A 25,914-nucleotide genomic window follows, 5' to 3' on the forward strand; every position below is an offset into this window, starting at 1 on the left:
GTATGGTATTTAACAGATGCTTATTTATTTACTTTCCATTCCCATACATTCTTGTTGATGTTGTAATCGAGTGCGCCTTCGCGTACGTTCTCAAGCTTGTCGCTATATGCAAACAGATCGTTGGTGTGATACAGGAATGCCATCGGCATCTGTTTGAATAACTCTTCCTGATACTGATCGTAGATCTTCTTACGTGCCTCGAAGGTGATTTCTTTTGCACCGGACTCACCGATCTCGCCCAGGGTCGGGTCGGATAACTGTGCAAAGTTGTTCATGTAACCAGCAGTTACGTTCGGTACAGACTCAGACGGATCAACGGAACCTGAGGAACCGATGAAGCACAGATCGTAGTCACCGTTTCTTGCGTTGGTAAGCAGGGTCGGGAAGTCTAAGGTCTGGATCTTGGTCTTGATGCCGATCTTCTGTAAATCCTGCTGAATCAGGATTGCGGATTTCTCACGAACTTCGTTACCGGTAGATACCTGTACATCCAGCTCACGGTTGCTGTCCCAGCCAGCAGCCTCCAGCATGGATTTTGCTTTCTCCGGATCATACTCGATCGGAAGAAGTTTCTCATCAAAGTACGGATGGTCCTCAGCCAGAGGTCCGATTGCGATACGTGCCTCACCCTGCAACAGCTGGTCAACGATAACCTGGCGGTTGATTGCAAGGCTGATTGCGTGACGGACATCCTCGGTCAGATAATCTCTGGAGGTGTTCATTGCCATGTACTGATATGCGAAGGTCGGTACAGATTTCGTAACGATACCCTGCGTATTCTTAGCTGCTTCCCAGTCTGCTAACGGGATCTGGCTGTTGCCGGACAGAACGTCGATATCGCCGCTCATTAAGCCGGATAACAGGTTAGAGGACTGTACTTTCTTGAATACCAGACGGTCAAAGTCCGGAGCGCCAAGATAGTAATCTTTGTTTGCCTTGAACTCGATGGATACGCCAGACTCCATGCTGTCGAAGATACATGGGCCGGAACCAACCGGGTTCTGCCAGAATGCGTCATTTACCAGATCTGCATCAGAAATGTTGCTTAACAGATGTTTCGGCATGATGAAGAAGTCACGGTTAACCAGTGCATAGATGATAGCCGGATCCATCGGGGTCTTTAAGGTGAACTCTACGGTATGATCGTCCAGAGCTTTGACCTCGACGCTGTCAGTGCCGGTCTCACATCCGGTCTCGTCAGTTCCTGCAAAATACTGCATACGGATTCTGCGCAGATAGTTGAACTCGGAAGAGGAAGCAACCTGTGCGGAGTATACAACATCCTCTGCGGTTACCGGCTCACCGTCCTGCCATTTGGCATTCTCGTTCAGATGATATGTGATCTTATCCTGAGCCTCGTTGGTCTCCCAGCTGTCTGCCAGACGCGGTGCGAAAGTACCATCGGTGTTGATGACCATCAGACGGTCAAACATCAGCTCGATGACGTTATCAGCACCTGCATTGGTGGTGTTCATCGGCATGAAAGTATCCCAGTCACCAGTCTGTGCCATGGTAATGACTTTCTCGCCACCTGTGCTTCCTGCCTCTGCAGCTGCGCTGGTCTCTGTGGAGTCACCTGCTGCTGCGGTTGTCTGGGTTGCGCTGCTGGATCCGCCGCATGCGGTAAGGAGCATTGCTCCGGCCAGAGATGCAGCAACAACTTTTAACATGTTTCTCTTCATAATATTCCTCCTTTTATTTATTTCTTTTTTATTTTGGTTTTGGCATCCAGGGCATCCCGGATTCCATCTCCTATGAAGTTAATACTGGATACGGTGAGTACCAGTAAGATTCCCGGCGGTACCCACAGCCACGGTCTTGAGGAAAGTACGGTGATGGACTGTGCCGCGTACAGGATATTTCCCCAGGATGCCTCCGGCGGCTGAACGCCCATACCCAGGAAGCTCAGTGCAGACTCCTGAATGATTGCCTGCGCTGTACGGAATGTAAAGTTGATCAGGATCGGAGCGAATGCGTTCGGAATCACGTATTTGATCAGCAGCGGGATATCTTTCGTTCCGACTGCCTTTGCGGATTCCACATACTCTTTCTCTCTGACGGACAACACGTTGCCATAGATCAGTTTTGCGAAATCAGTCCAGCCCAGAATACCGATGACCAGGGTAACGGTCCATACGGAAGGTCCGATGACGGATACCAGTACCAGGATCAGGATCATGGACGGGAAGGACATGAAGATATCTGCGGCTCTCATGACGATGGTCTCCCAGATACCTTTGTAGTAACCGGCAATCAGACCCAGCGGCACGCCGATGCAAAGGCTAATGATGGCGGAAAGCAGGCCTACCAAAAGGGAAATCCGGCCTCCGTAAACCAGTCTGGCGAATACATCACGGCCGGTATCATCGGTTCCTAAAATGTGTCCCGCACCCGGCTTTGCGCTGAATGCGAGGATATCGGACGTATACGGATCCAGCTTCATGATCATAGGAAGGAAGATGACCAGAAATACTTCCAGGGCGATAATCACTACGCCGATCATGGCCAGCTTGTGGGCTGTAAATTTCCGGAGCACGTCACGATAGTATGAATCTTTTTTCTCAACTGTTTTTGTGGACATTTCTCTCCTCCTAACGGCTCTCTCTTATCTTTGGATCCAATAAGCAGTAAGCGATATCGGTCAGAACGTTGCCGACCAGAACTGCTGCAGCGATCACGACGGTGATTCCCATGATCATCGGATAATCTCTGGCATTGATGGACTGAACCATCAGGCTGCCAAGTCCCGGCCAGCTGAACACCTGCTCTGCTACGACCGCGCCGCCGAACATGAACGGGATCATGGTACTTAATACGGTGACAACCGGGATCAGGGAGTTTCGTAAACCATGTACGATTACGACTCTCGGCTCAATCAGGCCTTTTGCGCGGGCCGTACGGATGTAATCCTCATTGAAGACCTCCATCATGCTTCCTCGTGTCTGACGGAGGATGCTTCCGATGTTGAAGATGGTCAGTACCAGGCAGGGCAGAATCAGATGCCGCGCCGCCGATGCCGCCGTATGGATACCTGCGTCATACATACCGCCCATGGGAAGGATACCCAGTCTTACAGCGAATACATAGATCATAACCAGACCGGTAAAGAAGGTCGGTGTGGAAGCGCCTACGAAAGCCAGTCCGGAAGAAATGTAATCCCATGCGGAGTAAGGCTTGTATGCTGACATGATACCAAGCGGTACCGCGATCAGCATGGATAATGCTGTAGAGGAAAGGGTGAGAATCAGAGTCGGTCCCAGTTTCTCAAGGACCTGTCCCAGAACCGGTAAGCTGTTCCGGTATGAAATTCCCAGATTTCCATGAAGCATGGATACCAACCAGCGGAAATACTGAATGATGGCTGGATCATTAAGACCCATCTGATCTTTTAAGGCCTCCATACTTTCCTTTGTTGCCATTGGATCCGCCATTAGCATTTCCAGTGGACTGCCCGGTGCGAGCAATGAAATCAAATACACCAGGACTGTAATTCCGAAAAATGTTGGAATTGCTACTAATAACCGCTTGATGGTATATTTTAGCATGCGTCTATCGACCTCCGTATTTTCTTGATCATTCCCAAAACCTGCTTATCGAGTCTCAAGAATATCATTGTTATATTACTGATAATATCACCCATATCATATTTGTCAATAGCTATGGGTTTGAAAACGCGTTTTTTGTTAATTTCCACCATTATTTCCGTTTTTTCTATACATATGTACCAATCTTTTCATTTTACCAGGGCCGATCTTGACGAACCTGTAGAAACATGCTAAATGTATCTTGACAAGGAGGAAATCAACCATGAATGTAAGTGAACGCTTTTTAAAGTATGTACAATACGGCACCCAGTCCGATATCACCAGCTCCACCGTGCCATCCACCAAAGGACAGCTTGTCCTGGCTGCGCAGCTGGCAGAGGAACTGAAAAGCCTGGGCATCGCTGACGCCCACACCGACGAAAACGGCTATGTATACGGCCATATTCCGGCAGCAAAGGGCTGCACCAGCCCATGCCTGGCACTTATCGCGCACATGGACACCGCCATGGATATGTCCGGCGACAATATCAAACCGCGCATCATCCACAATTATGATGGAAATGACATCGTCCTCAATGAGGGGAAAAACATTGTCACTGCTGTCTCCGTCTTCCCGAATCTCAAGAAATTCATTGGCCAGGATCTCATCGTCACCGATGGAACCACCCTGCTTGGCGCTGACGACAAGGCCGGCGTGGCAGAGATCATGACTCTAGCAGAATTTCTGATGCAGAATCCGGATTATCCGCATCCGCCCATCTCCATCCTGTTCACTCCGGATGAAGAGATTGGCCGCGGACCGGACCATGTAAACCTCGAAGAAGTCGGCGCTGCCTATGGCTACACCATCGACGGCGGCCTGATCGGCGAGTTTTCCTATGAAAACTTCAACGCCGCGTCCGCAGTCGTTACGATTCACGGAATCACTGCCCATACCGGCTATTCCAAAGGCATCCTGAAAAATGCCATGCTGATTGCCATGGAATATCAGGCACTGCTTCCGGCATACGAGACTCCGGCCTGCACGGAAGGACGGGAAGGTTTCTACCACCTGGATAAGATCCAGGGCCGGACCGAAACCACCATCATGAACTACCTGATCCGTGACCATGACGAGGCACTGTTCCAGCACCGTCAGGAGATCATGCGGGCGGCAGCCGATTTCATCAATAAAAAATATGGTGCCGGCACTGCAGAGATCACCATCACCGAAACTTACCGGAACATGTACCAGCAGGTCAAAGACCATGAAAAGCTCATCTCCAATGTCATGACTGCCATGGAGCACTGCAGCATCACCCCGATCATCACTCCGATCCGTGGCGGCACAGATGGCGCGCGTCTTTCCTATGAGGGACTTCCGTGTCCCAACATCTGTACCGGTGGCCAGAATGGTCATGGACGCCATGAATTTGTATCCATCCAGTCCATGGAGGCAATCACCGAAATGCTGAAGGAGCTCGTTAAGCTCTTCACCTAAGCCGATGATGTAAAAAGAACCCGCACAGATCGATGAATTCTCACATCTGTGTGGGTCTTTCATTCACATACTTATTATATAGGTAAATAGGAATTTGTCAACTGTTTCGTGCAGCAAGCACAGCAGCTTTTACCTTGTCCAGATCCTGCTCCGTTGCCAGAGTGCAGTCTGCACCCAGGATCAGGCCTTTTCTTCCGTAATCGCTGATGACTTTCTTTACTTCAGCCTCAACCTCTTCTTTGGTTCCATCTACTAAAACACCATGACGGTTCGGCAGACCTCCCATAACAGTCTTACCCTGGAACAGCTCTCTTCCCTTTTCCAGATCAAACGGTGCCTCAAATACGCCCCAGTTTACAACATCTGCGTACGGAGCATAGTCTCTGTAACGCTCCATGTTCAGGTGGTCCTTGCAGATATGCAGGAAGCAGTATCCGCCAACCTCTTTGATAGCCTTCATTACCTGGATATCAAAAGGTTTGATCCACTTTGCGAACTCTTCATCGGTGAAGAACTCGTACTCGCCGCCGAGGGATGCATAGTAAACAGAGTCCAGACCTGCCTCAATGTAAGCCTTAGCCAGCTGGCAGAGTACATCGGTGATGCGCTGCATAGCGGAAAGCATCTTCTTCTCGTCCCATCTGAGGAAATCTACCTGCATCTGTCTTGCAGCATAGTAGTTGATGCCAGCCTGCTCAATCGGATGAATGCCGGATGCGCAGATGCCATGAAGGGTACCCATGGTAAATACATCCTTATCGCAGCCAGCCAGGATCTGTTTGGTCAGTTCGATCTGTTTCTTCATGAACTCATCTTCCATGGTCATGACCGGAATCAGGCGGTCATAATCATCCGGAGTATGGATTGTTCCGAATACCGGCACCAGATTCTCGTTCATGATCTTGCAAATGTCAGCATCCGTGTCCTTGAAGAAATCCAGATGTGCTTTCACACAGGCCTCTCCCTGCTTCTTGTCTGCCGGGAAATGAAGAGAGAAACTAGACGGAACACCGTCAATCTCACGCTGCTCAATTGCTGCAATTACACGCTCTTTTTTAGTCATGTCTTTACTCCTTTTCTTTCTTAACGTTAACCTTAATATATCACTGATATTATCAGCCTGCAATCCATTTTGTCCTGTTTTCTGCTTTTTTCTGTTTTATACAGATTTCTTTGCCGTTTTTATACAAGTTCCATAAAAAAGAATGCTGAATCGAGTAGGAGGCGGTGGCTAACCGCTGCCGAGCAGGGGGTTTATTTTTACTGTGACACAACGAAAAATCTCCCGGCCCATCATGGACCAGGAGATTTGATTTCCCGTCTTCGTTTTAGTGTACCCACACCCCCTGATCATTCACATAGAATGTATCGATGGTGGTATTGACAGCTTTGTTGCCCTGTCCCGGATAGAAGTAGTACCAGTTGCCATCTACCTGGTTCCAACCCTCAGCCATGTAGCCTACGCTGTCCAGATAATAGGTCTTGCCGTCTTTGCCAAGCCAGTGACCGCGTACCAGACATCCGTAATACGCATCCTGAGTCTCGTTCATGTAGCACCAGCGTCCATTCCAGGAAAGCCAGCCGGTAATCATGGCGCCGCTTGCGTCCAGATAATACATCTGGCCGTTGCGTTCCTGCCAGCCGGTGAGCATTCTGCCGCTTGCGTCAAACAGATACCAGCGTCCGCCAACTTCAACCCAGCCGTTTTTCACATAGCTGCCATCCGGATAGTAGTAATACCAGGTATTGTCATATTTTCTCCAGCCGGCATTGGTGTTGCCGTTCGGGCCGCCGCTTGTGTTGTTGTTGCGACCGCTTCCATCGGAAACATCTTCCTTGGCAAGATAAATCTCATCGGACTCTACCCATTCACTGTTCTTGCCGTAGTCATCCTGCTTGGATGTCTTGGCAATGGTGCGGACACGGAAGGTATATGTTCCGGCCTGCGTCATGTACGGATAAAAGTTGAAGGTTTTACTGGTTGTCTCTGTGGTGTAAATCTTCGTGGAGCCCTTGCGAAGCTCTACCTCGTACTGACCGGTTCCGCCGTTGTCCGGCTCTTCCCATTTGGCAGTTCCCTTGGCATTATCCTTCCAGTATGCATCCTCCGGTGCCTCAAAGGTACCCTTGATCGGTTTTAACTTTGCTTTGATGATCAGGTCACCACTGCTCTTGCTGGCACTGACAAACTCAGCACCCTTAACGGTGACGTTACTGGAGCGGTAGGTTCCCTTGAAGGCATAGTCGGAATCAATCACCTCCAGACGGATCTTTAATTCCGGCTGATAACCTACAGTGATCTCCTTGGAAGAAGAAGTCGTCCAGTCTGCTTCCTTGATCTGGTAACGGTCGGTGGAACCGGAAATCGCGATACCGCCGCCCGGTGCGGTGGTGCTGTCAATGTCAATGGAAGCATCTCCAATCTTGTCTCCCACTTCCAGATCCGTGTAAATCTGTAATTTTACACTGGAAATTGTTTTGTCAGCCGCGTAAACGGTTGTCATGCCTGCTGTGCCTGTGCATAATGCCAGAATCAGTCCCCATACTGCAAACCTTCTCTTTGTCATGCTCATCCCTCACTCTCTTGATTTTGAAATTGATGTTCTGTCAGACTGCTCACTTCTATTTAATCAATGCCTCATCCGGCAGGTTCTCTTCTTTTGTAACTTTATTATAAGTGAAGGAAGATGTCCGGTCAACTTACGTATTCCTTACCGTTTTTCCGCAATATTGCCACAAATTGAAAGATTCTGAACAAATTATTACAACTCCCGGAAAACGAAAAAAAGCTCCTGGAGAACGAATCTCCAGGAGCCCTAAGCTCATAAAATTATAAGATTAAACAAGCTCTAACAGCACTTCCATAGCGCCGTCGCCCTTACGCTGGCCGATCTTAACGATACGGGTGTAACCACCGTTACGGGAAACGTACTTCGGAGCAACCTCATCAAAGAGTTTTGCCGGGATATCTACGGATTTGGTGTTTTTCTTCTTGCCTGCAGCTGCGGTCGGAACCTCAGTTACATCGTAGAGAACTTTGAGCATCTGACGACGAGCATGAAGTCTGGACGGCTTATCTTTCTTGATTTCCTTCTGAACTTCATCATAAACGGTAACTTTCTTGCCGTTTACTACTTCTTTGACTCTCTTACCCTCAGCGTCCTTTTTAGCAACCTTAGCGGTAACAGTAACGGTCTCGAAGTTGTCTTTCTCTTTAACAGCCAGTGCGATCAGACCCTCAGCAACTTTGCGGATCTCTTTTGCTCTAGCCTCAGTAGTTTTGATGCTTCCATGATACAGCAGTGCAGTTACCTGGCTGCGGATCATTGCTTTTCTCTGGCTGGAAGTTCTTCCAAGCTTTCTATAACCTGCCATTTTATTTTCCTCCATATAATGTGGAGTGCAGTCCCGTGCCCTTTGGTCTTACCGGACCACAGCTTCCAATTTTTCATAATGTAGCGGCTCTCTGCCTAATGGACTTACGGAGCCGCCACTTTAAAGTTATCAGTGATTGAAGAATTACTCCTCGCTCGGGTTGAGCTGAAGGCCTAATTCTTTTAACTTCGCCAGAACTTCCTCGAGGGACTTTCTGCCGAGGTTACGAACCTTCATCATATCCTCCGGAGTTCTGTTGCACAGCTCCTCCACAGTATTGATTCCGGCTCTCTTTAAGCAGTTGTAGGAACGAACAGACAGTTCCAGTTCATCGATGTTCATCTCGAGAACTTTCTCTTTCTCATTGTCCTCTTTCTCTACCATGATCTCAGCGGTCTTGGCATTCTCAGAAAGGTCAATGAAGAGATTTAAGTGCTCGCTCAGAACTTTCGCTGCAAGGCTTACAGCCTCATCTGGAGCTAAGGTTCCATTGGTATACACGTCTAAGGTCAGCTTATCGTAATCGGTAACCTGTCCAACACGGGTATTCTGAATGGACATGTTGACACGCTCAACCGGTGTGTAGATGGAATCCACCGCAATCACACCAACCGGCATATCCTCACTCTTATTCTTGTCTGCGCTCACGTATCCGCGGCCCTTAGTGATAGTAAGCTCCATGTAGAACTTGCTGTCTGCGCCGCCGCTTAAGTGTGCGATCACCTGATCCGGATTCATGATTTCAATGTCCGGGTCAGCCTGGATATCAGCAGCAGTAATGACACCCTCACCCTCGAACTCGATGTAAGCGGTCTTTACTTCGTTGCTATCGCTGTTGTTCTTAATAGATAAGCTCTTGATGTTCATAATGATTTCAGTTACATCTTCCTTAACACCCGGAATAGAACTGAACTCATGTAAAACGCCGTCGATTTTCACCTGGCTGACAGCTGCACCCGGCAGAGAAGAAAGCATGATTCTTCTCAGGGAGTTACCCAGCGTTGTGCCATAGCCTCTCTCAAGTGGTTCAACTACAAACTTGCCATATTTCTTATCATCAGAAATCTCAACAATCTCAATGTTTGGTTTCTCAAAATCGAACACGACTCTAGCCCCTCCTTTTGGGTTCTTCTATCGAGGGAAATTGGTACTCTTAATTATTTGGAGTACAACTCGACGATAAGCATCTCGTTTACCGGAACATCAATCTCATCTCTGGTCGGCATCTCTTTAACGGTACCGCGCAGATTCTCCTGGTCAACATCCAGCCAAGCCGGAACCAGACGTCCTGCAGTTACCTCAAGAGCATCTTTGTATCTCTGAGAAGATTTAGCCTTCTCTTTTACTTCGATAACGTCACCAGCCTTTACCAGGTAGGACGGAATGTTTACACACTTGCCGTTTACCAGGATGTGCTTGTGATCTACCATCTGTCTGGTCTCGCGTCTGGTGCGGCCGAATCCCATACGGAATACAACGTTGTCCAGTCTGCGCTCCAGAAGGATCATCATGTTCTCACCAGTCTGGCCTTCCATTTTCTCAGCCTTGGTGTAGTAGTTACGGAACGGTTTCTCTAATACGCCATAGATGAATTTTGCTTTCTGCTTCTCACGTAACTGGAGACCATACTCACTTACTTTTCTGTTAGCTCTTTTTAATTCTCTGTTTGATTTTTTATCAATTCCTAAATAGATCGGATCTAAACCAAGAGATCTGCATCTTTTAAGAACAGGAACTCTATCTACTGCCACTTTTAGTACCTCCTAATTAGACTCTTCTACGTTTTGGCGGGCGACATCCGTTATGTGGAACCGGAGTTACGTCCTTAATGCTAGTTACTTCAATACCGCATGCGGAAAGCGCACGAATTGCTGCTTCACGGCCTGAACCAGGTCCTTTAACCATAACGTCTACAGATTTTAAACCATGTACTAAAGCTGCTTTAGCGGCAGTTTCTGCAGCCATCTGAGCTGCATATGGAGTAGATTTCCTTGAACCTCTAAATCCCAGACCACCGGCACTTGCCCAGGACAACGCGTTACCCTGTGCATCGGTTAAGGTAACGATGGTGTTGTTAAAAGAAGACTGGATATGTGCCTGTCCGCGTTCAACGTTTTTCTTTACGCGCTTTTTTGTCACTTTTTTTGCAGTGGACACTTTTTTAGCCATTTTAAACTAACCTACTTTCTTGAATTTCCGAATCCTGTTTCCTGTTTTTAAAACATGCAACGTGATTCTACATAATGTTACGAATTACTTATTTCTTCTTGTTTGCAACAGTCTTACGAGGACCTTTGCGGGTTCTTGCATTGGTTTTGGTCTTCTGACCACGAACCGGGAGACCTTTTCTATGACGGATTCCGCGATAGCAGCCAATCTCCTGCAGTCTCTTGATGTTCATTGCGATCTCTCTACGAAGATCACCCTCAACAGTCTGAGTGTCAGCAATAACAGCTGCCAGCTTCTTTACTTCGTCATCGGTCAGATCCTTAACACGGGTGTCAGGATTAACGCCAGCCTCAGCAAGGATACGGTTTGCACTTGTTCTACCGATTCCGTAGATGTAAGTCAGACCGATTTCAACACGTTTTTCTCTTGGTAAATCAACACCTGAAATACGAGCCATTTGCGTCGTAACCTCCTATAACTTTTTGTTTTTAACCTTGTCTCTGTTTGTGCTTAGGATTTTCACAGATTACTCTGATACTGCCTTTGCGTTTGATGATTTTGCACTTTTCGCAAATCGGTTTTACTGATGATCTCACCTTCACGGCAATTCTCCTTTCTACAGTTGCATATATCTGTCCAGATATATTGGTACAGCCGGACTAATTTTAGACAAACTTCGCCCAGCATCTCAACAAAGTCGCCATGATATTATAACATCATGGTTTCTATTATGCAAGTGTTTTTCTAAATATTTTTTACTATTTTTTATTTATAAAAGCAGCTGCTTCTATAACCTTATTTATCTCTCCAGATGATTCTGCCCTTGCTTAAATCATACGGAGACATCTCAAGAGTAACCTTGTCGCCCGGCAGGATACGGATGTAGTTCATACGCAGCTTACCGCTGATATGAGCCAGTACCTGATGGCCGTTCTCTAACTCTACCTGGAACATTGCGTTCGGCAGCTTCTCAACAACAGTTCCCTCAATTTCAATAACATCTGATTTAGACATGTAATCAATTCCTCCTAAATAGCGCCGTGGCGTTCCACCCAGGCATTCAGCTCGTCTCGGATTTCTTTATCAGTGGGAGGCGCCGTAAAGAGCGGCGTCTTCCCTGCCTGAATATGTTTCTTGTTTTTCCGCTTCGGGTCGTCCACCTTGTGGGTGGTTCCATTTGCCATGGCAACGTATTCCCCTTCGTCGGATACTATGATAAAATACTGGTTTTTGTCATGTCCCGCAAGGGATCTTGCCGGACAGTACAGTTCCATTTTCATCGCACACCGCCTTTACAGAGATAAGATCTCCGGCTCGCCCTCGGTAATCAGGATGGTGTTCTCATAGTGAGCGGACAGACTGTGGTCTTTTGTGACAACCGTCCAGTCATCATCCATCCATGCTACGTTCGGGGTTCCGATATTGATCATAGGCTCAACGGCCAGTGTCATACCCGGAACCAGTTTGATGCCCTTGCGCTTCTGCGCGAAGTTCGGCACCTCCGGCTCCTCATGCAGATGGGATCCGATACCGTGGCCCACCAGATCGCGGACTACACCGTATCCAAAGCTTTCTGCATAAGCCTGGATCGCGGAAGAGATATCATTGAGATGATTGCCAGCTTTCGCGAACTTAATCCCCTCAAAGAAAGATTGTCTGGTAACATCAATCAGCTTCTGCGCTTCCGGGCTGATGGTTCCAACCGCATGGGTTCTCGCCGCGTCGGAATGATATCCTTTGTAAATGACACCTGCATCCAGGCTGACGATATCGCCTTCCTTGATGATGTGGTGCTTATTCGGGATACCGTGTACCACCTCGTCATTTACGGAAACACAGATGGATGCCGGGTAGCCGTTGTAATTCTTAAAGGAAGGAACACATCCGAACTCACGGATCAGCTTCTCTCCCAGACGGTCGATATCCAGAGTGGACATGCCCGGGTGAATCGCCTTTTCCAGTTCCTCATGCACCTTCGCCAGGATTCTTCCGGCTTCCCGCATCAGTTCAATCTCTCTTGCGGATTTGATCGTTACTGACATATTACGCCTCCAGGACAGCTTCGATGTCCGCAAATACTTTATTTAAATCCTGTGTTCCGTCTACAGATTTCAGGATTCCAGCCTTCTTGTAGTAGTCGATCAGCGGCTGGGTCTGGTCATGATATACCGTCAGACGTTTCTTTACGGTCTCCGGCTTATCATCGTCACGCAGCACCAGTTTCTGGCCACACGCGTCGCAGACACCCTCAACTTTGGTTGGATTGTAAACGATGTGGTAGGTAGCGCCGCAGGAGAGACATGCTCTTCTGCCGGACATACGATTAATGATGGACTCATCCGGTACGTCTACATCGATTGCGAAATCCATCTTCTGTCCCAGCTTGTCAAGTGCTTCAGTCAGGCTCTCTGCCTGCGGAATGGTTCTTGGGAAACCGTCCAGCACATATCCGTTCTTGCAGTCAGCCTCTGCAATGCGGTCTAACAGCATACCGATGGTAACATCATCCGGAACAAGCTGTCCCTGATCCATGTAGGACTTTGCCTTCATGCCCAGCTCTGTGCCGCCCTTAATGTTTGCACGGAAAATATCTCCGGTGGAGATGTGCGGAATACCATATTTCGCTGCAATCTTCTTTGCCTGGGTGCCTTTTCCGGCGCCCGGAGCACCTAACATGATGATTTTCATCTGGTTAATCCTCCTGTCATACAAAAGAAGCTGCTGCCCATATGCGTGCAGCAGCTTTCTCTTACGAACGCTTAATCATTTAAAAAGCCTTTGTAATTTCTAACGATCATCTGGGATTCAATAGCCTTGATGGTCTCCAGGATAACACTGACAATAATGATCAGGGAAGTACCCATGAAGGACAGACGGCTTACGGTGAATACTCCGGAAATGATGATCGGAATAATGCTGACAATGATCAGGCCGATTGCACCGATAAATACGATGTAATTCAGGATCTTGTCAAGATATTCGGAAGTCGGTTTACCTGGGCGGATACCCGGGATAAAACCGCCGGACTTCTTCATATTGTTTGCCACTTCCAGCGGATTGAAGGTGATGGATGTATAGAAATATGCGAAAAGCACGATCAGTACAAGGTAGATCACCAGTCCCACAGAATATGCCGGCATTTCCGGTCTGAACCAGTAAGATGAGTTCAGAACCATCAGGATCTTACCGCCGATGGTGGTGTAATCCGGATGGAAAAACTGTGCGATTACAATCGGGAAGGACATGATGGAGGAAGCAAAGATTACCGGGATGACACCTGCGGTGTTCACCTTTAACGGAATGTGGGAAGCCTGACCGCCCACTAACTTTCTGCCTACCATCTTTTTGGAATACTGAACCGGAATTCTGCGCTCGCCATCCTGAAGGATGATTACGAACACAACCATAGCTGCAACAATCGCAATCATAATGAGCACGATCAGTACAGTGGATCCAATATTCTTGCTGTTGCTTAAAAATCTGGTGTACAAGGTGTTCACATCCTGCGGAAGGGAGGATACGATATTGAACAGCAGGACAATGGAAATACCATTGCCTACGCCCTTCTCGGTAATACGCTCACCGATCCACATCAGGAATGCGCTTCCTGCAGTCATGGTAGCGACTGCAATGATCACGCTCCATACATCATAGTTGATCAGAAGTCCCTGACCGCCGAAACCGACTGCCATACCAATGGACTCGATCAGTGCAAGTGCAACCGTTAAGTAACGGGTGTACTCTGCGATTTTCTTCCGGCCATCCTCGCCGTCACGCTGCATCTCTTCCAGTTTTGGAATTGCGATTGTGAGCAGCTGCATGATGATGGAAGATGTAATGTATGGGGTGATGCTCAATGCGAAAATAGACATGGAAGAGAAAGATCCACCCGTCATCGCATTGAAAAATCCAAATGCGTCAGTGGACTGATTCGCGAAGAAATTCGCGAAAAAGTCCGTCTTTACTCCAGGAATCGGCAGTTCAGATCCAAAACGGATGACTACCAGCATGAGGAAAGTGAAGATCAGTTTCATTCTGATCTCCTTAACCTTCCATGCATTTCGGAGTGTTTTTAACATATTAGATCACCTCGCAGGTTCCACCTAAAGCTTCAATTTTAGCCTTTGCACCCTCACTGAATGCATCTGCCTTTACGGTCAGCTTTTTGGTCAGTTCGCCGTTACCCAGGATCTTAACGCCATCTCTCGGATTCTTAACGATTCCGCTCTCAAGAAGAGTCTCAACAGTAACAACTGCATCGTTCTCGAAGCACTCTAAAGCGCTTACGTTGATACCAACGATAACTTTGGTGTTACGATTCTTAAAGCCTCTCTTCGGGAGACGTCTGTATAACGGCATCTGGCCGCCCTCGAAACCAGGTCTCGGTGCGCCAGAACGTGCTTTCTGACCCTTGTGGCCCTTACCAGCAGTCTTACCGTTTCCGGAAGCGTGACCGCGTCCTCTTCTGAAATTATCACTATGTTTAGAACCAACAGCAGGCTGTAAATTGGATAAATCCATTGCACTGCACCTCCTTACTTCTATAATTAGATTTCTTCTACCTTAACTAAATGCTTTACGTGCCAGATCATACCTCTGACAGCCTCGTTATCCGGAAGCTCAACAGTCTTGTTGAGTTTCTTCAGGCCCAGAGCCTCTACGGTAGCTTTCTGCTTCGGGATAGCACCGATCGGGGATTTGACTAACGTTACTTTTAACTTCTCTGCCATTTCATTACCCTCCTTAGCCTAAGATCTCTTCAACAGATTTGCCGCGAAGTCTTGCATACTCTTCCGGAGTCTTAAGCTGAGTCAGACCGTTGATCACTGCAAGAACAACGTTGGTCTTGTTGTTGGAGCCTAAAGACTTAGCACGGATGTTCTTGATACCAGCAAGCTCCAGTACGGAACGAGCCGGACCACCAGCGATGATACCAGTACCTTCCGGAGCCTTCTTTAACAGTACAGAAGAGCTGCCGAATTTGCAGATATGGTCGTGCGGGATACTCTTGTTCTCGTCAACCGGGATCTCTACCAGGTTCTTCATAGCTGCTTCTCTTCCTTTGCGGATTGCTTCCGGAACCTCACCAGCCTTACCAAGACCTGCACCTACGTGACCATTGCCATCACCTACTACTACCAGAGCAGAGAATCTCATGGTACGTCCACCTTTTACGGTTTTGGATACACGCTTGATTGCTACTACGTTGTCATTTAATTCAAACTGACTTGGGTCAATAATTGTACGCTTCATGCCGTTCTCCTCTCTACTAGAATTTCAGACCAGCTTCACGAGCTGCGTCTGCAAGTGCCTGGATCTTACCCTGGTAAATGAAACCGCCTCTATCGAAAACGACTTCCTCGATACCCTTCTCCAGAGCTCTCTTAGCGATCAGAGTTCCAACATAAGTTGCTGCTGCAGTGTCATTGGTGTGCTCAAGCTCAGCCTTAACTGCCTTCTCATTGGTGGATGCTGCTACCAGAGTATTGCCGACTGTGTCGTCAATAATCTGAGCATACATATGATTATTACTTCTGAAAACAGCCAGACGCGGTCTCTCTGCAGTACCTGCAAAGCGATTACGTAATCTGGTATGCTTTTTAACGCGAATTTCGCTTCTTGATTTCTTACTAACCATCTTTGTACTCTCCTTAATTATTTCTTACCAGTCTTACCAACTTTACGTCTGATAGTCTCATCAGCATACTTGATACCCTTGCCCTTATACGGCTCAGGTCTTCTCTTGTCTCTGATCTCTGCAGCGTACTGGCCAACTTTCTCTTTATCGATACCTTTAACCGTGATCTTATTCTGGCCGTCCAGAACAGTCTCAAGACCTTCCGGATCTTCCATCTCTACCGGATGGGAATAGCCCAGGTTAAGGGTTAATTTCTTGCCCTGCTTAGATGCTCTGTAACCTACACCGTTTACTTCCAGAACTTTCTCGTAGCCAGCGGTAACACCAACTACCATGTTGTTGATCAGGGTTCTGGTCAGACCGTGTAAAGATTTCATCTTCTTTAAGTCATTCGGTCTGGTTACAACAATATGTCCATCTTCTTCCTTGATGTCCATCTCTACCGGTAACTCTCTCTCAAGGGTTCCCTTAGGACCTTTTACAGTCACTTTATTATTCTCTGCAATCGTTACAGTTACGCCTGCCGGGATTGCGATTGGCATTCTTCCGATACGTGACATGCCATTTACCTCCTACTTAAATTTTCGGAAAACGCTCTGTGCGTTTTCTGTTTTCAGTTACATAATATATAGAAGTAGCTTCGCGGCAACAAATTACCAAACGAATGCTAATACCTCTCCGCCTACGCCCAGACGACGTGCTTCCTTATCGGTGATAACGCCCTGGTTGGTAGAAATGATTGCGATTCCCAGACCGCCAAGTACTCTCGGAAGGTCCTCTTTGTTTGCGTATACACGCAGACCCGGTTTGGAAATTCTCTTGATGCCGCTGATGATCTTCTCATTCTTATCTGCACCGTACTTTAATGTGATGCGGATGGTCTTGAATGCGCCGTCCTCAACGATATCGTATTTCTGAATGTAACCCTCTTTTACCAGGATGTCTGCGATAGCAAGTTTCATCTTGGAAGACGGTACGTCAACAGTGTCATGTTTAGCAGTGTTTGCGTTACGGATTCTTGTAAGCATATCTGCGATCGGATCACTCATAGTCATGATGGATAATTCCTCCTTAATATTGTTAGTTGGTTTCCTTTTTGTTGGACCTCACTCCTTCGAAACTTACGAAGCCGCTGGGGCTCATAAGTTTCGGGAGGGACATCTGCTGATTTGCTTTCGGCCTACCAGCTTGCCTTCTTTACGCCCGGGATCTGGCCCTTATATGCCAGCTCACGGAAGCAGATACGGCAGATGCCGTATTTTCTTAAGTATGCATGCGGACGTCCACAGATTCTGCAACGATTGTACTCTCTGGTGGAGAACTTCGCCGGACGCTGCTGCTTAATCTTCATTGAAGTCTTAGCCATGGATCTTTCCTCCTGTTATTTAGCAAATGGCATATTGAATAATGTCAAAAGTTCACGAGCTTCTTCATCAGTCTTGGCAGTGGTAACGAAGATGATATCCATACCTCTTACCTTGTCAACTTTATCGTATTCAATCTCAGGGAAGATTAACTGCTCTTTGATACCCAGAGCGTAGTTACCTCTGCCATCAAATGCGTTCGGGTTAACACCGCGGAAGTCACGTACACGCGGCAGAGCCAGGTTGATCAGACGATCAACGAACTCATACATCTTCTCACCACGAAGGGTAACCTTACAACCGATCGGCATACCTTCTCTGATTTTGAAGTTTGCAACGGACTTTTTAGCCTTGGTGGTAACTGCTTTCTGTCCGGTAATCAGCTCTAAATCTCTAACTGCAGAATCCAGAACCTTAGCATTGTCTTTTGCCTCACCAACGCCCATGTTGATAACGATCTTATCAAGCTTCGGGACTTCCATGATGTTCTTGTAACCAAATTTCTTAATCAGTGCGTCAACCATCTCGCTCTGATACTGTTCTTTTAATCTAGCCAACTCTCTGTTCCTCCTCTCTGCAATTAGTCGATAACTTTACCGGTTGCCTTTGCAACGCGGACTTTCTTACCATCTTTTACTTCAAAGCCAACACGGGTAGCTTTGCCATCAACAACCAGCATAACGTTGGAAATATCCATTGCTGCTTCCTGATTTACGATGCCGCCCTGCGGGTTAGCTGCGTTCGGTTTGGAGTGCTTGGTAACCATGTTGCAGCCCTCAACCAGAACTTTACCGCCCTTAACGCTCAGGACTTTACCGGTTTTGTCTTTATCTTTACCTGCGATAACCTTTACCAGGTCGTCTTTTTTAATTTTCTGCACAGCCAATACCTCCTTACAGTACTTCCGGAGCCAGAGATACGATCTTCATGAACTGCTTCTCACGTAATTCTCTTGCTACCGGTCCAAAGATACGGGTTCCTCTTGGGGTCTTGTCATCTTTGATAATAACTGCTGCGTTCTCATCGAACTTGATATAAGAACCGTCTTTTCTGCGTGCGCCCTTAACGGAACGAACTACAACGGCCTTAACAACATCGCCTTTCTTTACAACGCCGCCTGGTGTTGCATCTTTAACGGAAGCGACGATTACATCACCAATGTTAGCATATCTTCTTGTAGAGCCACCCATAACACGGATGCAAAGTAACTCTTTTGCTCCGGTGTTATCAGCAACCTTCAGTCTGGTTTCCTGCTGAATCATGCCTGATACTCCTTCCTGGATAACTTATTTAGCCTTCTCGATAATCTCAACCAGTCTCCATCTCTTGTCCTTGGACAGCGGTCTGGTTTCCATAACTTTAACGGTATCACCCTTGCCGCACTCGTTGTTCTCGTCATGAGCTTTTAACTTAACGGTCTTTTTTACGATCTTGCCGTATAAAGGATGTTTGATGTGGTCCTCGATTGCTACAACGATGGTCTTGTCCATCTTGTCGCTTACGACTTTACCTACGCGGGTTTTTCTTAAATTTCTTTCCACGGTCATGTTCTCCTTTCAAACCTTAAGCCAGTTTAGATTTCTCTGTAATAACAGTCTGAATTCTAGCGATATTCTTGCGAACCTCTTTGATTCTGCTGGTATTATCTAACTGGTTGGTTGCATTCTGGAATCTTAAGTTGAAAAGTTCTTTCTTTGCAGCTACTAATTCTTCCTGTAACTCAGCCGCTGATTTTGCCTTTAAGCCTTCTACGAATTTATTAGTTTTCACTGTTATCACCGCCTTCTAAATCTGCTTTAGCAGCAATCTTACATTTGCATGGTAACTTGTGCATAGCAAGACGTAATGCCTCACGCGCGGTCTCCTCCGGAACACCAGCGATCTCGAACATTACTCTGCCCGGTTTAACAACTGCTACCCAGTACTCCAGAGCGCCCTTACCGGAACCCATTCGGGTCTCAGCCGGCTTTGCAGTAACCGGTTTGTCCGGGAAAATCTTGATCCAGACTTTACCACCACGTTTGATGTAACGGGTCATAGCAACACGGGCTGCCTCAATCTGATTGGACTTGATCCAGCACGGCTCAGTAGCCACCAGACCGAACTCACCGTAGTTAATTTTATTTCCTCTTAAAGCCTTACCGGTCATAGTTCCACGGAACTGTTTGCGGCGCTTTACTCTCTTAGGCATTAACATTATTTATCGCTCCCTTCCTTGTTTCCTCTAGTAGGAAGTACCTCGCCTTTGTAGATCCAAACCTTAACGCCAAGCTTGCCGTAGGTGGTATCTGCCTCAGCGAAACCATAGTCAATATCTGCTCTTAATGTCTGTAACGGAATGGTGCCCTCGCTGTAGAACTCGGTACGAGCGATATCAGCACCGCCAAGACGTCCGCCAACAGCGGTCTTGATTCCCTTAACGCCAGCCTTCATGGAACGACCCATGGTAGACTTCATAGCACGACGGAAGGAAACACGGTTCTCCAGCTGCTGTGCAATGTTCTCAGCTACTAACTGAGCATCGCGGTCCGGTCTCTTGATCTCTTTGATGTCGATAAATACTTTTTTGTCGGTCAGCTTCTGAACTTCGCCTCTGAGCTTCTCAATCTCTGCGCCGCCCTTACCGATAACAACGCCCGGTTTAGCGGTGAAGATGATGATTTTCACTCTGTCAGCAGCAGATGCTCTCTCGATCTCGATTTTGGAAACGCCAGCGCTATACAGTTTTTTCTTGAGGAATTTACGGATGTTGTAATCCTCTACCAGGCAATCAGCGAAGTTGCCTTCTGCATACCACTTGGAATCCCAGTCTTTAATAACACCGACTCTTAAGCCGTGCGGATTAACTTTCTGTCCCATAATTGCCTCCTCTTATCTCTCATTCAGCACAACAGTGATGTGGCTCATTCTCTTCTCGATTCTGTAAGCTCTGCCCTGTGCTCTCGGTTTTACTCTCTTCATGGTCGGTCCCTTGTTAGCGAAGCACTCCTCCACGTAAAGTTTTGCCGGATCCATGTTGTTGTTGTTCTCTGCATTAGCAATTGCAGATTCCAGTAATTTTTTAATTAAAGAAGAAGCATATCTTGGGTTGTAAGTTACAATACCAAGTGCGGTCTGTACATCTTTGCCTCTGATGGCATCTAATACGAAGCAAGCCTTCTGAACAGAAACACGTGCGTAAGATAACTTTGCGCTCGGTCTGGTGTCCTTCTGGGCATTTCTCTCTCTCTTAATCTGACTTCTATGTCCTTTAGCCATTGCTAATTAACCTCCTTTCAATCCTGACGATTATCGTTTGGATTTCTTCTCGTCTTTTCCATGTCCTCTGTAAGTTCTGGTAGCTACGAACTCACCCAGTTTGTGGCCAACCATATCCTCGGTAACATATACCGGAACATGCTTTCTGCCATCGTGTACTGCGATTGTATGTCCAACCATCTGCGGGAAGATTGTAGAACGGCGGGACCAGGTTTTGATTACCTGATGCTGTCCTGCTGCGTTCATTGCATCAACTTTTTTCAGTAAGTGTGCATCTGCAAATGGTCCTTTTTTTAATGAACGTGCCATAGGTTTTGTATCCTCCTTGAATTATTTAATGGTCTTGCCGTCGCGTCTTCTTACAATCAGCTTGTTAGACTGCTTGTTTTTCTTTCTGGTCTTCAGACCCAGAGCAGGCTTGCCCCACGGAGTAGAAGGACCCGGACGACCGATACCAGTCTTACCTTCACCACCACCGTGCGGATGGTCATTCGGGTTCATAACGGAACCGCGAACTGTAGGACGGATACCCATATGACGTTTTCTACCAGCCTTACCGAGGTTGATCAGGTTGTGCTCGCCGTTACCTACAACACCGATGGTTGCGCGGCATACGATCGGAACCATTCTCATCTCGCCGGAAGGAAGTCTTAAGGTTGCATATTTGCCTTCTTTTGCCATAAGCTGAGCAGCGTTACCAGCGGAACGAACCAGCTGACCACCCTTGCCCGGATACAGCTCAATATTATGAATCTGCGCACCAACCGGAATGTTTGCCAGCGGTAAGCAGTTACCAACTTTAGCCTCTGCAGTCTCGCCACTCATAACCTTCATGCCGTCGGTTAAACCAGCCGGAGCCAGGATATAAGCTTTCTCGCCGTCTGCGTAGCAGATCAGTGCGATGTTTGCAGTTCTGTTCGGATCGTACTCGATACCGATAACGGTTGCCGGGATACCATCCTTGCTGTTTCTCTTGAAATCGATGATTCTGTATTTTCTTCTGGAACCGCCACCACGATGTCTAACAGTGATCTTACCCTGGTTGTTACGGCCAGCATTCTTCTTTAAAGAAGTAACCAGAGACTTCTCCGGAGTGGACTTGGTGATCTCACTGAAGTCAGATCCGGTCATATGTCTTCTGGAAGGTGTATATGGGTTGTATGTTTTAATTCCCATGACTTGAACTCCTTTCAATTCCGTACACGGTCGTGCGTTATCAACGCACTCGCGTGTATCTCTTTATCACGGCGCAGTATATTCTTTTCACTGGCAGCCGTATAGTTTCTCTAAATCTTACAGACCTGCAAATACCTCGATCTCTTTGCTGTCCTCAGTTAACTGAACGATAGCTTTCTTGGTTGCAGCGGTCTTGCCGAAGGTCATACCACGTCTCTTGTTCTTGCCTTCGCTGTTCATGGTGTTTACACTCTTAACTTTGGTTCCCGGGAACATCTTCTCAACAGCTTCTTTGATCATGGACTTGTTCGCATCGGTGTGAACCAGGAAAGTGTATTTCTTCTCGCTCATTGCGTTCATGCTCTTCTCGGTTACAACCGGTTTCAGAATGACGTCATAGTACTGAACGTTAGCCATTATGCGTACACCTCCTCGATATTTGCAACAGCAGCCTTGGTAGCTACTACGGTGTTGTATTTCAGAATGTCATATACGTTGATGGTATTGACATAAGCGGTCTTTACAGACTGGATGTTCTTAGCGGACTTAACAACGTTGTCGCTGTTCTCGTCAACTACTACCAGAGCCTTGTTAACCTTTAAGTTATTCAGAACGTTCTGGAATTTCTTGGTCTTGATCTCATCAAGCTTCAGCTCGTCAACAACGATGAACTTGTTCTCAAGCACTCTGCTGGTCAGTGCAGACTTCAGAGCTGCTCTCTTCTCTTTCTTGTTGAGTCTGATTGTGTAATCTCTCGGAGTCGGAGCGAATACGATACCGCCGCCGGTCCACTGCGGAGCTCTGGTTGAACCCTGACGTGCATGTCCGGTTCCTTTCTGTCTCCACGGTTTTCTACCGCCACCAGATACCTCAGAACGGGTTTTTGCTTTCTGAGTACCCTGACGATTGTTAGCAAGCTGTGCAACGACTGCCATGTGTACTAAGTGCTCGTTAACCTCAACACCGAATACAGCATCGTTTAAATCCATCTTGCCTACTTCATTACCTTCCATATTGTAAACAGATACGTTTGCCATCTGTGTGTTCCTCCTTTCTCGTCAAAGCTTACTTGGAAGCTTTCACTGTTTCTTTGATCGTTACTAAAGATTTCTTCGGTCCTGGAACAGCGCCCTTAACCAGAAGCAGATTGTTCTCAATGTCTACGCGGACAATCTCAAGGTTCTGAATGGTAACCTGCTTGGAACCCATATGTCCCGGCATGCCTTTACCCTTGAATACCTTGCTCGGATCAGAACAAGCACCGTTGGAACCCTGATGACGATGGAATTTAGAACCATGAGCCATAGGTCCTCTGTGCTGGCCGTGTCTCTTGATCGCGCCCTGGAAACCTTTACCTTTGGAAACAGCGGTTGCATCCACCTTATCGCCGTTAGCGAAGATGTCAGCTTTGATCTCGTCCTTTACAGAATACTCTTCTGCGTTCTCGAAACGGAACTCGCGGACGAATCTCTTGTAGGAAACACCTGCCTTGTCGAAGTGTCCCTTAACCGGTTTGCTAACCAGTTTGTCTCTCTTGTCTACAAAACCAACCTGAACTGCTTTGTAGCCATCGTTCTCAACGGTCTTAACCTGGGTTACTACGCACGGGCCAGCCTGAAGAACGGTTACCGGAACTAACACGCCATCTTCGTTGAAGATCTGAGTCATTCCGACTTTGGTAGCTAAGATAGCTTTCTTCATTTCAATTTCCTCCTTACAGCGGATTACCTTTTACGGCAATCATACTAAAGCTTATTTCTGTTTCATTTTGATGTCGATATAAACACCAGCCGGCATTTCCAGTTTGCTTAATGCATCAACTGTCTTCTGGCTCGGAGTGGTGATATCGATAAGTCTTTTGTGAGTTCTCTGCTCGAACTGCTCTCTGGAATCTTTGTACTTGTGTACCGCTCTCAGAATAGTTACTACCTCTTTCTTGGTCGGTAACGGTACCGGTCCGCTCACCTGAGCCCCTGTCTTCTTTACGGTCTCGATGATTTTTCCAGCAGACTGATCAACTAACTGATGATCATAAGCTTTTAATGTGATTCTCATTACTTGACTTGCCATAAAAAAAGTCGCCTCCTTTTCGCACTTTTGTTTGAAGTACGACAAGCGGTGACTGTACACATCTCCGTGTGTGTCGCGCGGACTACACACTGCGTTACTGCAATTACTCTTTTACTACAGCTGTTAAATTGGTACAGTGACTTGTCGTCAGTTTCCTAACTTGACATTCGCTCCACGGAAAACCTGCCATGTGGGCAGCAACCTCACGTTTCATCGCTATCATGTCACAGCCTTTGTATATTACCATAGTCTTTCCATAAAAGCAAGCATTTTAGCCATTATTTTTATGTTTTTATTTGTATACAATCTAATTCCATTTCAAACTGTCATTACGCTTTTCAGCTATTGGAATAAATAAGAAAATGAAAAAGAGAGCTGCACAGCAATTTACTGTATCAGCTCTCTTTCATTTTTTATTTTAATCGTTATCCCACTCCGGCTCCTCCGGGCTGCGGTAATCTCCTCCAGCTACGCTCTCGTCATCCTCTTTTACCAGGATGCCGCTGCTGTTGGTCTTGTATTTTACGCCATTGCTGTCCTTTACCGTAGTGTTCTTGGCAATCTTGCCGGACGTGTTCACCACATAGTTCTTGTAGCTGTTTCCGGTTGGAATGGTGAATACCTCATACTTGCTTCCGGAATCCGCTTTCTGCAGCTTGCCCATGTAATACAGGCAATTGTCGTACACACCGGTATAACCCTTTCCGGTAGAATTGAAATAATACGGCCAGGAAACGCCGCCCTCGGTAATGTTGTACTTGCCGGTAAGCATACTGCTCTGCGGATAATTTCCGAAATAATATGCCGTGTATTCGTTTCCATTGCTGCTGGTATAGACCTTCTGAATTCCGTATACCGGAGTTCCGTACTCGTTAAACAGATGTGTGTATCCGTTGATGCGCTTTAAATCACTGGTTTTGGCACTGCCCTTTGCCGGGCCCACTTCCGGAACGCCCTTGGAATTGAAATAGAACCATTCCACATCGTGGTCATAATGGCTCGCCAGATATTCCGGCGGCTCTGCAGAGTACCAGCCGGTGCGGACCTTGCCGTCCGTATCCACCAAGCGGTAATCTTCAATGCTGTCCGATTCGTCGCCGGTAACACAGACCCAGCCAGTCTGAACCGCTCCGTCTTCCCGCAGACAGTAGTAGGTTCCGTTAATCTTTTTCTGTTTTACATTGGTTCCGTTCTCATTCGGAACTACCTTTTTTCCATTTGTGCCAAAATAATACCAGTACTGACCGTCACTGGCAGTCTCAAACGGACCGGTGTGCGTATCTTCATCCTGATATTCCTCCGGCGGAGTCAGCTTCTTCCAACCGGTTACCATGACACCGGAATCGTCGCAGTAGTACATGTTATCGAGGATCCAACCAGTCTCCATGGCTCCGGTATCACCGAAATAACGGTACTGGCCATCAATCTGCGCCCATTTTTCTTTGAGGCACTTGCCGTTGGTTCCAAAATAATACCAGTCATACCCGGATGCTTTGCGGCTGTTTGCCACCTGCAGCCACTTGTTGGTGATCATGATACCGCTGGAATCTACATAATAGTCGTCGTTATCGACCCATTTGTCAGCTGCCATGGCGCCGCTGCTTTCCAGATAACGCCAGGTTCCGTCCTGCGCCTGACGCCATGCGTTGGTTACCTTGCTTCCATTGTTATTGTAGTATACCCAGTTATTGCCCTCCTGTGCCCAGCCTGTTGCCGCGAAAGCGGTGACACCCACCGCGCCCAGGCTCATGACTGCCGCCAGGACAAATACTGCCAACCCCGTTTTCTTCATATATAAAAGCTCCTTCGTATCGTTGCGCCGCTGCTTGTTTCTTTCGT

Annotated in this window: 39 protein-coding genes; 1 reads left to right on the forward strand and 38 read right to left on the reverse strand. The window is 47.3% G+C overall.

Annotation, left to right across the window (positions count from 1 at the left end; all coding sequences use genetic code 11):
• Positions 1–20 precede the first annotated feature (20 nt).
• Genes WMO41_RS05935 through WMO41_RS05945 form a run of 3 tightly spaced genes read right to left on the reverse strand, consistent with a single transcriptional unit; the run spans position 21 to position 3,545 of the window.
• Positions 21–1,682 carry an ABC transporter substrate-binding protein gene (locus tag WMO41_RS05935; RefSeq protein WP_349228967.1) on the reverse strand — a complete coding sequence of 554 codons (1,662 nt, stop codon included), beginning with the start codon at positions 1,680–1,682 and terminating at the stop codon, positions 21–23.
• 17 nt (positions 1,683–1,699) lie between these two features.
• Complete coding sequence (locus WMO41_RS05940) at positions 1,700–2,581, reverse strand: ABC transporter permease (protein WP_349228968.1); 882 nt, start codon at positions 2,579–2,581, stop codon at positions 1,700–1,702.
• A gap of 10 nt (positions 2,582–2,591) precedes the next feature.
• A complete protein-coding gene (locus WMO41_RS05945) occupies positions 2,592–3,545 on the reverse strand; it encodes an ABC transporter permease (protein WP_349228969.1) in 954 nt (317 codons plus the stop codon).
• A gap of 262 nt (positions 3,546–3,807) precedes the next feature.
• On the opposite strand from WMO41_RS05945, the gene pepT reads away from it, so the two are divergent.
• Positions 3,808–5,025, forward strand: a complete 1,218-nt coding sequence (gene pepT / locus WMO41_RS05950) for a peptidase T (protein WP_349228970.1) — start codon at positions 3,808–3,810, stop codon at positions 5,023–5,025.
• A 97-nt stretch (positions 5,026–5,122) separates the two neighbouring features.
• Here pepT and WMO41_RS05955 read toward each other — a convergent pair whose 3' ends face one another.
• The 35 genes from WMO41_RS05955 to WMO41_RS06125 all read right to left on the reverse strand — a co-directional run bounded on the left by WMO41_RS05955 (position 5,123) and on the right by WMO41_RS06125 (position 25,867).
• Complete coding sequence (locus tag WMO41_RS05955; protein ID WP_349228971.1) at positions 5,123–6,088, reverse strand: uroporphyrinogen decarboxylase family protein; 966 nt, start codon at positions 6,086–6,088, stop codon at positions 5,123–5,125.
• A 265-nt stretch (positions 6,089–6,353) separates the two neighbouring features.
• Positions 6,354–7,592, reverse strand: coding sequence for an N-acetylmuramoyl-L-alanine amidase family protein (locus WMO41_RS05960; RefSeq protein ID WP_349228972.1), 1,239 nt, complete (start codon positions 7,590–7,592; stop codon positions 6,354–6,356).
• Positions 7,593–7,863: 271 nt separating this feature from the next.
• Positions 7,864–8,400, reverse strand: coding sequence for a bL17 family ribosomal protein (locus WMO41_RS05965; RefSeq protein WP_118533408.1), 537 nt, complete (start codon positions 8,398–8,400; stop codon positions 7,864–7,866).
• 144 nt (positions 8,401–8,544) lie between these two features.
• On the reverse strand, positions 8,545–9,504 hold the full coding sequence (locus WMO41_RS05970; protein ID WP_118533410.1) for a DNA-directed RNA polymerase subunit alpha: 960 nt from the start codon (positions 9,502–9,504) through the stop codon (positions 8,545–8,547).
• A gap of 53 nt (positions 9,505–9,557) precedes the next feature.
• Complete coding sequence (gene rpsD / locus WMO41_RS05975; protein WP_349228973.1) at positions 9,558–10,151, reverse strand: 30S ribosomal protein S4; 594 nt, start codon at positions 10,149–10,151, stop codon at positions 9,558–9,560.
• A gap of 16 nt (positions 10,152–10,167) precedes the next feature.
• A complete protein-coding gene (gene rpsK / locus WMO41_RS05980) occupies positions 10,168–10,569 on the reverse strand; it encodes a 30S ribosomal protein S11 (protein ID WP_118533414.1) in 402 nt (133 codons plus the stop codon).
• Between the two features lie 88 nt (positions 10,570–10,657).
• Positions 10,658–11,026, reverse strand: coding sequence for a 30S ribosomal protein S13 (gene rpsM, locus WMO41_RS05985; RefSeq protein ID WP_118533416.1), 369 nt, complete (start codon positions 11,024–11,026; stop codon positions 10,658–10,660).
• Between the two features lie 31 nt (positions 11,027–11,057).
• A complete protein-coding gene (rpmJ, locus tag WMO41_RS05990) occupies positions 11,058–11,171 on the reverse strand; it encodes a 50S ribosomal protein L36 (RefSeq protein WP_003497809.1) in 114 nt (37 codons plus the stop codon).
• Positions 11,172–11,364: 193 nt separating this feature from the next.
• On the reverse strand, positions 11,365–11,583 hold the full coding sequence (gene infA / locus WMO41_RS05995; RefSeq protein ID WP_118533418.1) for a translation initiation factor IF-1: 219 nt from the start codon (positions 11,581–11,583) through the stop codon (positions 11,365–11,367).
• A gap of 14 nt (positions 11,584–11,597) precedes the next feature.
• Positions 11,598–11,849 (reverse strand): KOW domain-containing RNA-binding protein, encoded by a 252-nt coding sequence (locus WMO41_RS06000; RefSeq protein ID WP_349228974.1) that lies wholly within the window; start codon positions 11,847–11,849, stop codon positions 11,598–11,600.
• A 12-nt stretch (positions 11,850–11,861) separates the two neighbouring features.
• A complete protein-coding gene (gene map, locus WMO41_RS06005; RefSeq protein WP_349228975.1) occupies positions 11,862–12,611 on the reverse strand; it encodes a type I methionyl aminopeptidase in 750 nt (249 codons plus the stop codon).
• 1 nt (position 12,612) lies between these two features.
• Positions 12,613–13,257 (reverse strand): adenylate kinase, encoded by a 645-nt coding sequence (locus WMO41_RS06010; RefSeq protein ID WP_349228976.1) that lies wholly within the window; start codon positions 13,255–13,257, stop codon positions 12,613–12,615.
• A 71-nt stretch (positions 13,258–13,328) separates the two neighbouring features.
• The gene (secY, locus tag WMO41_RS06015; RefSeq protein ID WP_349228977.1) at positions 13,329–14,648 is read right to left on the reverse strand and encodes a preprotein translocase subunit SecY; all 1,320 of its coding nucleotides are present in this window, start codon (positions 14,646–14,648) and stop codon (positions 13,329–13,331) included.
• Between the two features lies 1 nt (position 14,649).
• The gene (gene rplO / locus WMO41_RS06020) at positions 14,650–15,090 is read right to left on the reverse strand and encodes a 50S ribosomal protein L15 (protein WP_118533428.1); all 441 of its coding nucleotides are present in this window, start codon (positions 15,088–15,090) and stop codon (positions 14,650–14,652) included.
• 26 nt (positions 15,091–15,116) lie between these two features.
• Complete coding sequence (rpmD, locus tag WMO41_RS06025) at positions 15,117–15,299, reverse strand: 50S ribosomal protein L30 (protein WP_118718804.1); 183 nt, start codon at positions 15,297–15,299, stop codon at positions 15,117–15,119.
• A 13-nt stretch (positions 15,300–15,312) separates the two neighbouring features.
• A complete protein-coding gene (gene rpsE / locus WMO41_RS06030) occupies positions 15,313–15,822 on the reverse strand; it encodes a 30S ribosomal protein S5 (RefSeq protein WP_118533432.1) in 510 nt (169 codons plus the stop codon).
• Between the two features lie 16 nt (positions 15,823–15,838).
• Complete coding sequence (gene rplR, locus WMO41_RS06035; protein WP_118540161.1) at positions 15,839–16,207, reverse strand: 50S ribosomal protein L18; 369 nt, start codon at positions 16,205–16,207, stop codon at positions 15,839–15,841.
• 17 nt (positions 16,208–16,224) lie between these two features.
• Complete coding sequence (gene rplF, locus WMO41_RS06040; RefSeq protein ID WP_118540162.1) at positions 16,225–16,767, reverse strand: 50S ribosomal protein L6; 543 nt, start codon at positions 16,765–16,767, stop codon at positions 16,225–16,227.
• A 93-nt stretch (positions 16,768–16,860) separates the two neighbouring features.
• Complete coding sequence (gene rpsH, locus WMO41_RS06045) at positions 16,861–17,262, reverse strand: 30S ribosomal protein S8 (protein ID WP_349228978.1); 402 nt, start codon at positions 17,260–17,262, stop codon at positions 16,861–16,863.
• Positions 17,263–17,387: 125 nt separating this feature from the next.
• Complete coding sequence (locus WMO41_RS06050) at positions 17,388–17,573, reverse strand: type Z 30S ribosomal protein S14 (RefSeq protein ID WP_002566501.1); 186 nt, start codon at positions 17,571–17,573, stop codon at positions 17,388–17,390.
• A 15-nt stretch (positions 17,574–17,588) separates the two neighbouring features.
• The gene (gene rplE / locus WMO41_RS06055) at positions 17,589–18,128 is read right to left on the reverse strand and encodes a 50S ribosomal protein L5 (protein WP_118533440.1); all 540 of its coding nucleotides are present in this window, start codon (positions 18,126–18,128) and stop codon (positions 17,589–17,591) included.
• 23 nt (positions 18,129–18,151) lie between these two features.
• Positions 18,152–18,451 carry a 50S ribosomal protein L24 gene (rplX, locus tag WMO41_RS06060; protein WP_118533442.1) on the reverse strand — a complete coding sequence of 100 codons (300 nt, stop codon included), beginning with the start codon at positions 18,449–18,451 and terminating at the stop codon, positions 18,152–18,154.
• Between the two features lie 13 nt (positions 18,452–18,464).
• Positions 18,465–18,833 (reverse strand): 50S ribosomal protein L14, encoded by a 369-nt coding sequence (rplN, locus tag WMO41_RS06065; RefSeq protein ID WP_118533444.1) that lies wholly within the window; start codon positions 18,831–18,833, stop codon positions 18,465–18,467.
• Between the two features lie 24 nt (positions 18,834–18,857).
• Positions 18,858–19,112: a 30S ribosomal protein S17 gene (gene rpsQ / locus WMO41_RS06070; RefSeq protein ID WP_373244534.1), complete on the reverse strand. Its 255-nt coding sequence runs from the start codon at positions 19,110–19,112 to the stop codon at positions 18,858–18,860.
• Between the two features lie 22 nt (positions 19,113–19,134).
• A complete protein-coding gene (rpmC, locus tag WMO41_RS06075; protein WP_118533447.1) occupies positions 19,135–19,341 on the reverse strand; it encodes a 50S ribosomal protein L29 in 207 nt (68 codons plus the stop codon).
• Positions 19,331–19,768 carry a 50S ribosomal protein L16 gene (gene rplP, locus WMO41_RS06080; RefSeq protein WP_118533449.1) on the reverse strand — a complete coding sequence of 146 codons (438 nt, stop codon included), beginning with the start codon at positions 19,766–19,768 and terminating at the stop codon, positions 19,331–19,333. Before rplP ends, rpmC begins: the two co-directional genes overlap by 11 nt.
• Positions 19,768–20,430 (reverse strand): 30S ribosomal protein S3, encoded by a 663-nt coding sequence (gene rpsC / locus WMO41_RS06085; RefSeq protein WP_349228979.1) that lies wholly within the window; start codon positions 20,428–20,430, stop codon positions 19,768–19,770. The genes rplP and rpsC overlap by 1 nt, the downstream gene beginning before the upstream one ends.
• Before the next feature lie 12 nt (positions 20,431–20,442).
• A complete protein-coding gene (rplV, locus tag WMO41_RS06090; protein ID WP_118533453.1) occupies positions 20,443–20,829 on the reverse strand; it encodes a 50S ribosomal protein L22 in 387 nt (128 codons plus the stop codon).
• Positions 20,830–20,859: 30 nt separating this feature from the next.
• On the reverse strand, positions 20,860–21,138 hold the full coding sequence (rpsS, locus tag WMO41_RS06095; protein ID WP_006782235.1) for a 30S ribosomal protein S19: 279 nt from the start codon (positions 21,136–21,138) through the stop codon (positions 20,860–20,862).
• 21 nt (positions 21,139–21,159) lie between these two features.
• Positions 21,160–22,005, reverse strand: a complete 846-nt coding sequence (gene rplB, locus WMO41_RS06100) for a 50S ribosomal protein L2 (protein ID WP_118533455.1) — start codon at positions 22,003–22,005, stop codon at positions 21,160–21,162.
• Positions 22,006–22,122: 117 nt separating this feature from the next.
• Positions 22,123–22,422, reverse strand: a complete 300-nt coding sequence (gene rplW / locus WMO41_RS06105) for a 50S ribosomal protein L23 (protein ID WP_118533457.1) — start codon at positions 22,420–22,422, stop codon at positions 22,123–22,125.
• Complete coding sequence (gene rplD, locus WMO41_RS06110; RefSeq protein WP_118533459.1) at positions 22,422–23,042, reverse strand: 50S ribosomal protein L4; 621 nt, start codon at positions 23,040–23,042, stop codon at positions 22,422–22,424. Before rplD ends, rplW begins: the two co-directional genes overlap by 1 nt.
• 28 nt (positions 23,043–23,070) lie before the next feature.
• Positions 23,071–23,706 carry a 50S ribosomal protein L3 gene (rplC, locus tag WMO41_RS06115; protein ID WP_349228980.1) on the reverse strand — a complete coding sequence of 212 codons (636 nt, stop codon included), beginning with the start codon at positions 23,704–23,706 and terminating at the stop codon, positions 23,071–23,073.
• A 51-nt stretch (positions 23,707–23,757) separates the two neighbouring features.
• Positions 23,758–24,075: a 30S ribosomal protein S10 gene (gene rpsJ / locus WMO41_RS06120; protein WP_118533463.1), complete on the reverse strand. Its 318-nt coding sequence runs from the start codon at positions 24,073–24,075 to the stop codon at positions 23,758–23,760.
• Between the two features lie 418 nt (positions 24,076–24,493).
• Entirely contained in the window at positions 24,494–25,867 is a 1,374-nt protein-coding gene (locus tag WMO41_RS06125) for a cell wall-binding protein (protein WP_349228981.1), read from the reverse strand.
• Positions 25,868–25,914: the final 47 nt, after the last annotated feature.

Source organism: Ventrimonas faecis, from assembly GCF_040096075.1.
In the GTDB taxonomy this organism is placed as follows: Bacteria; Bacillota; Clostridia; order Lachnospirales; family Lachnospiraceae; genus Brotaphodocola; species Brotaphodocola faecis.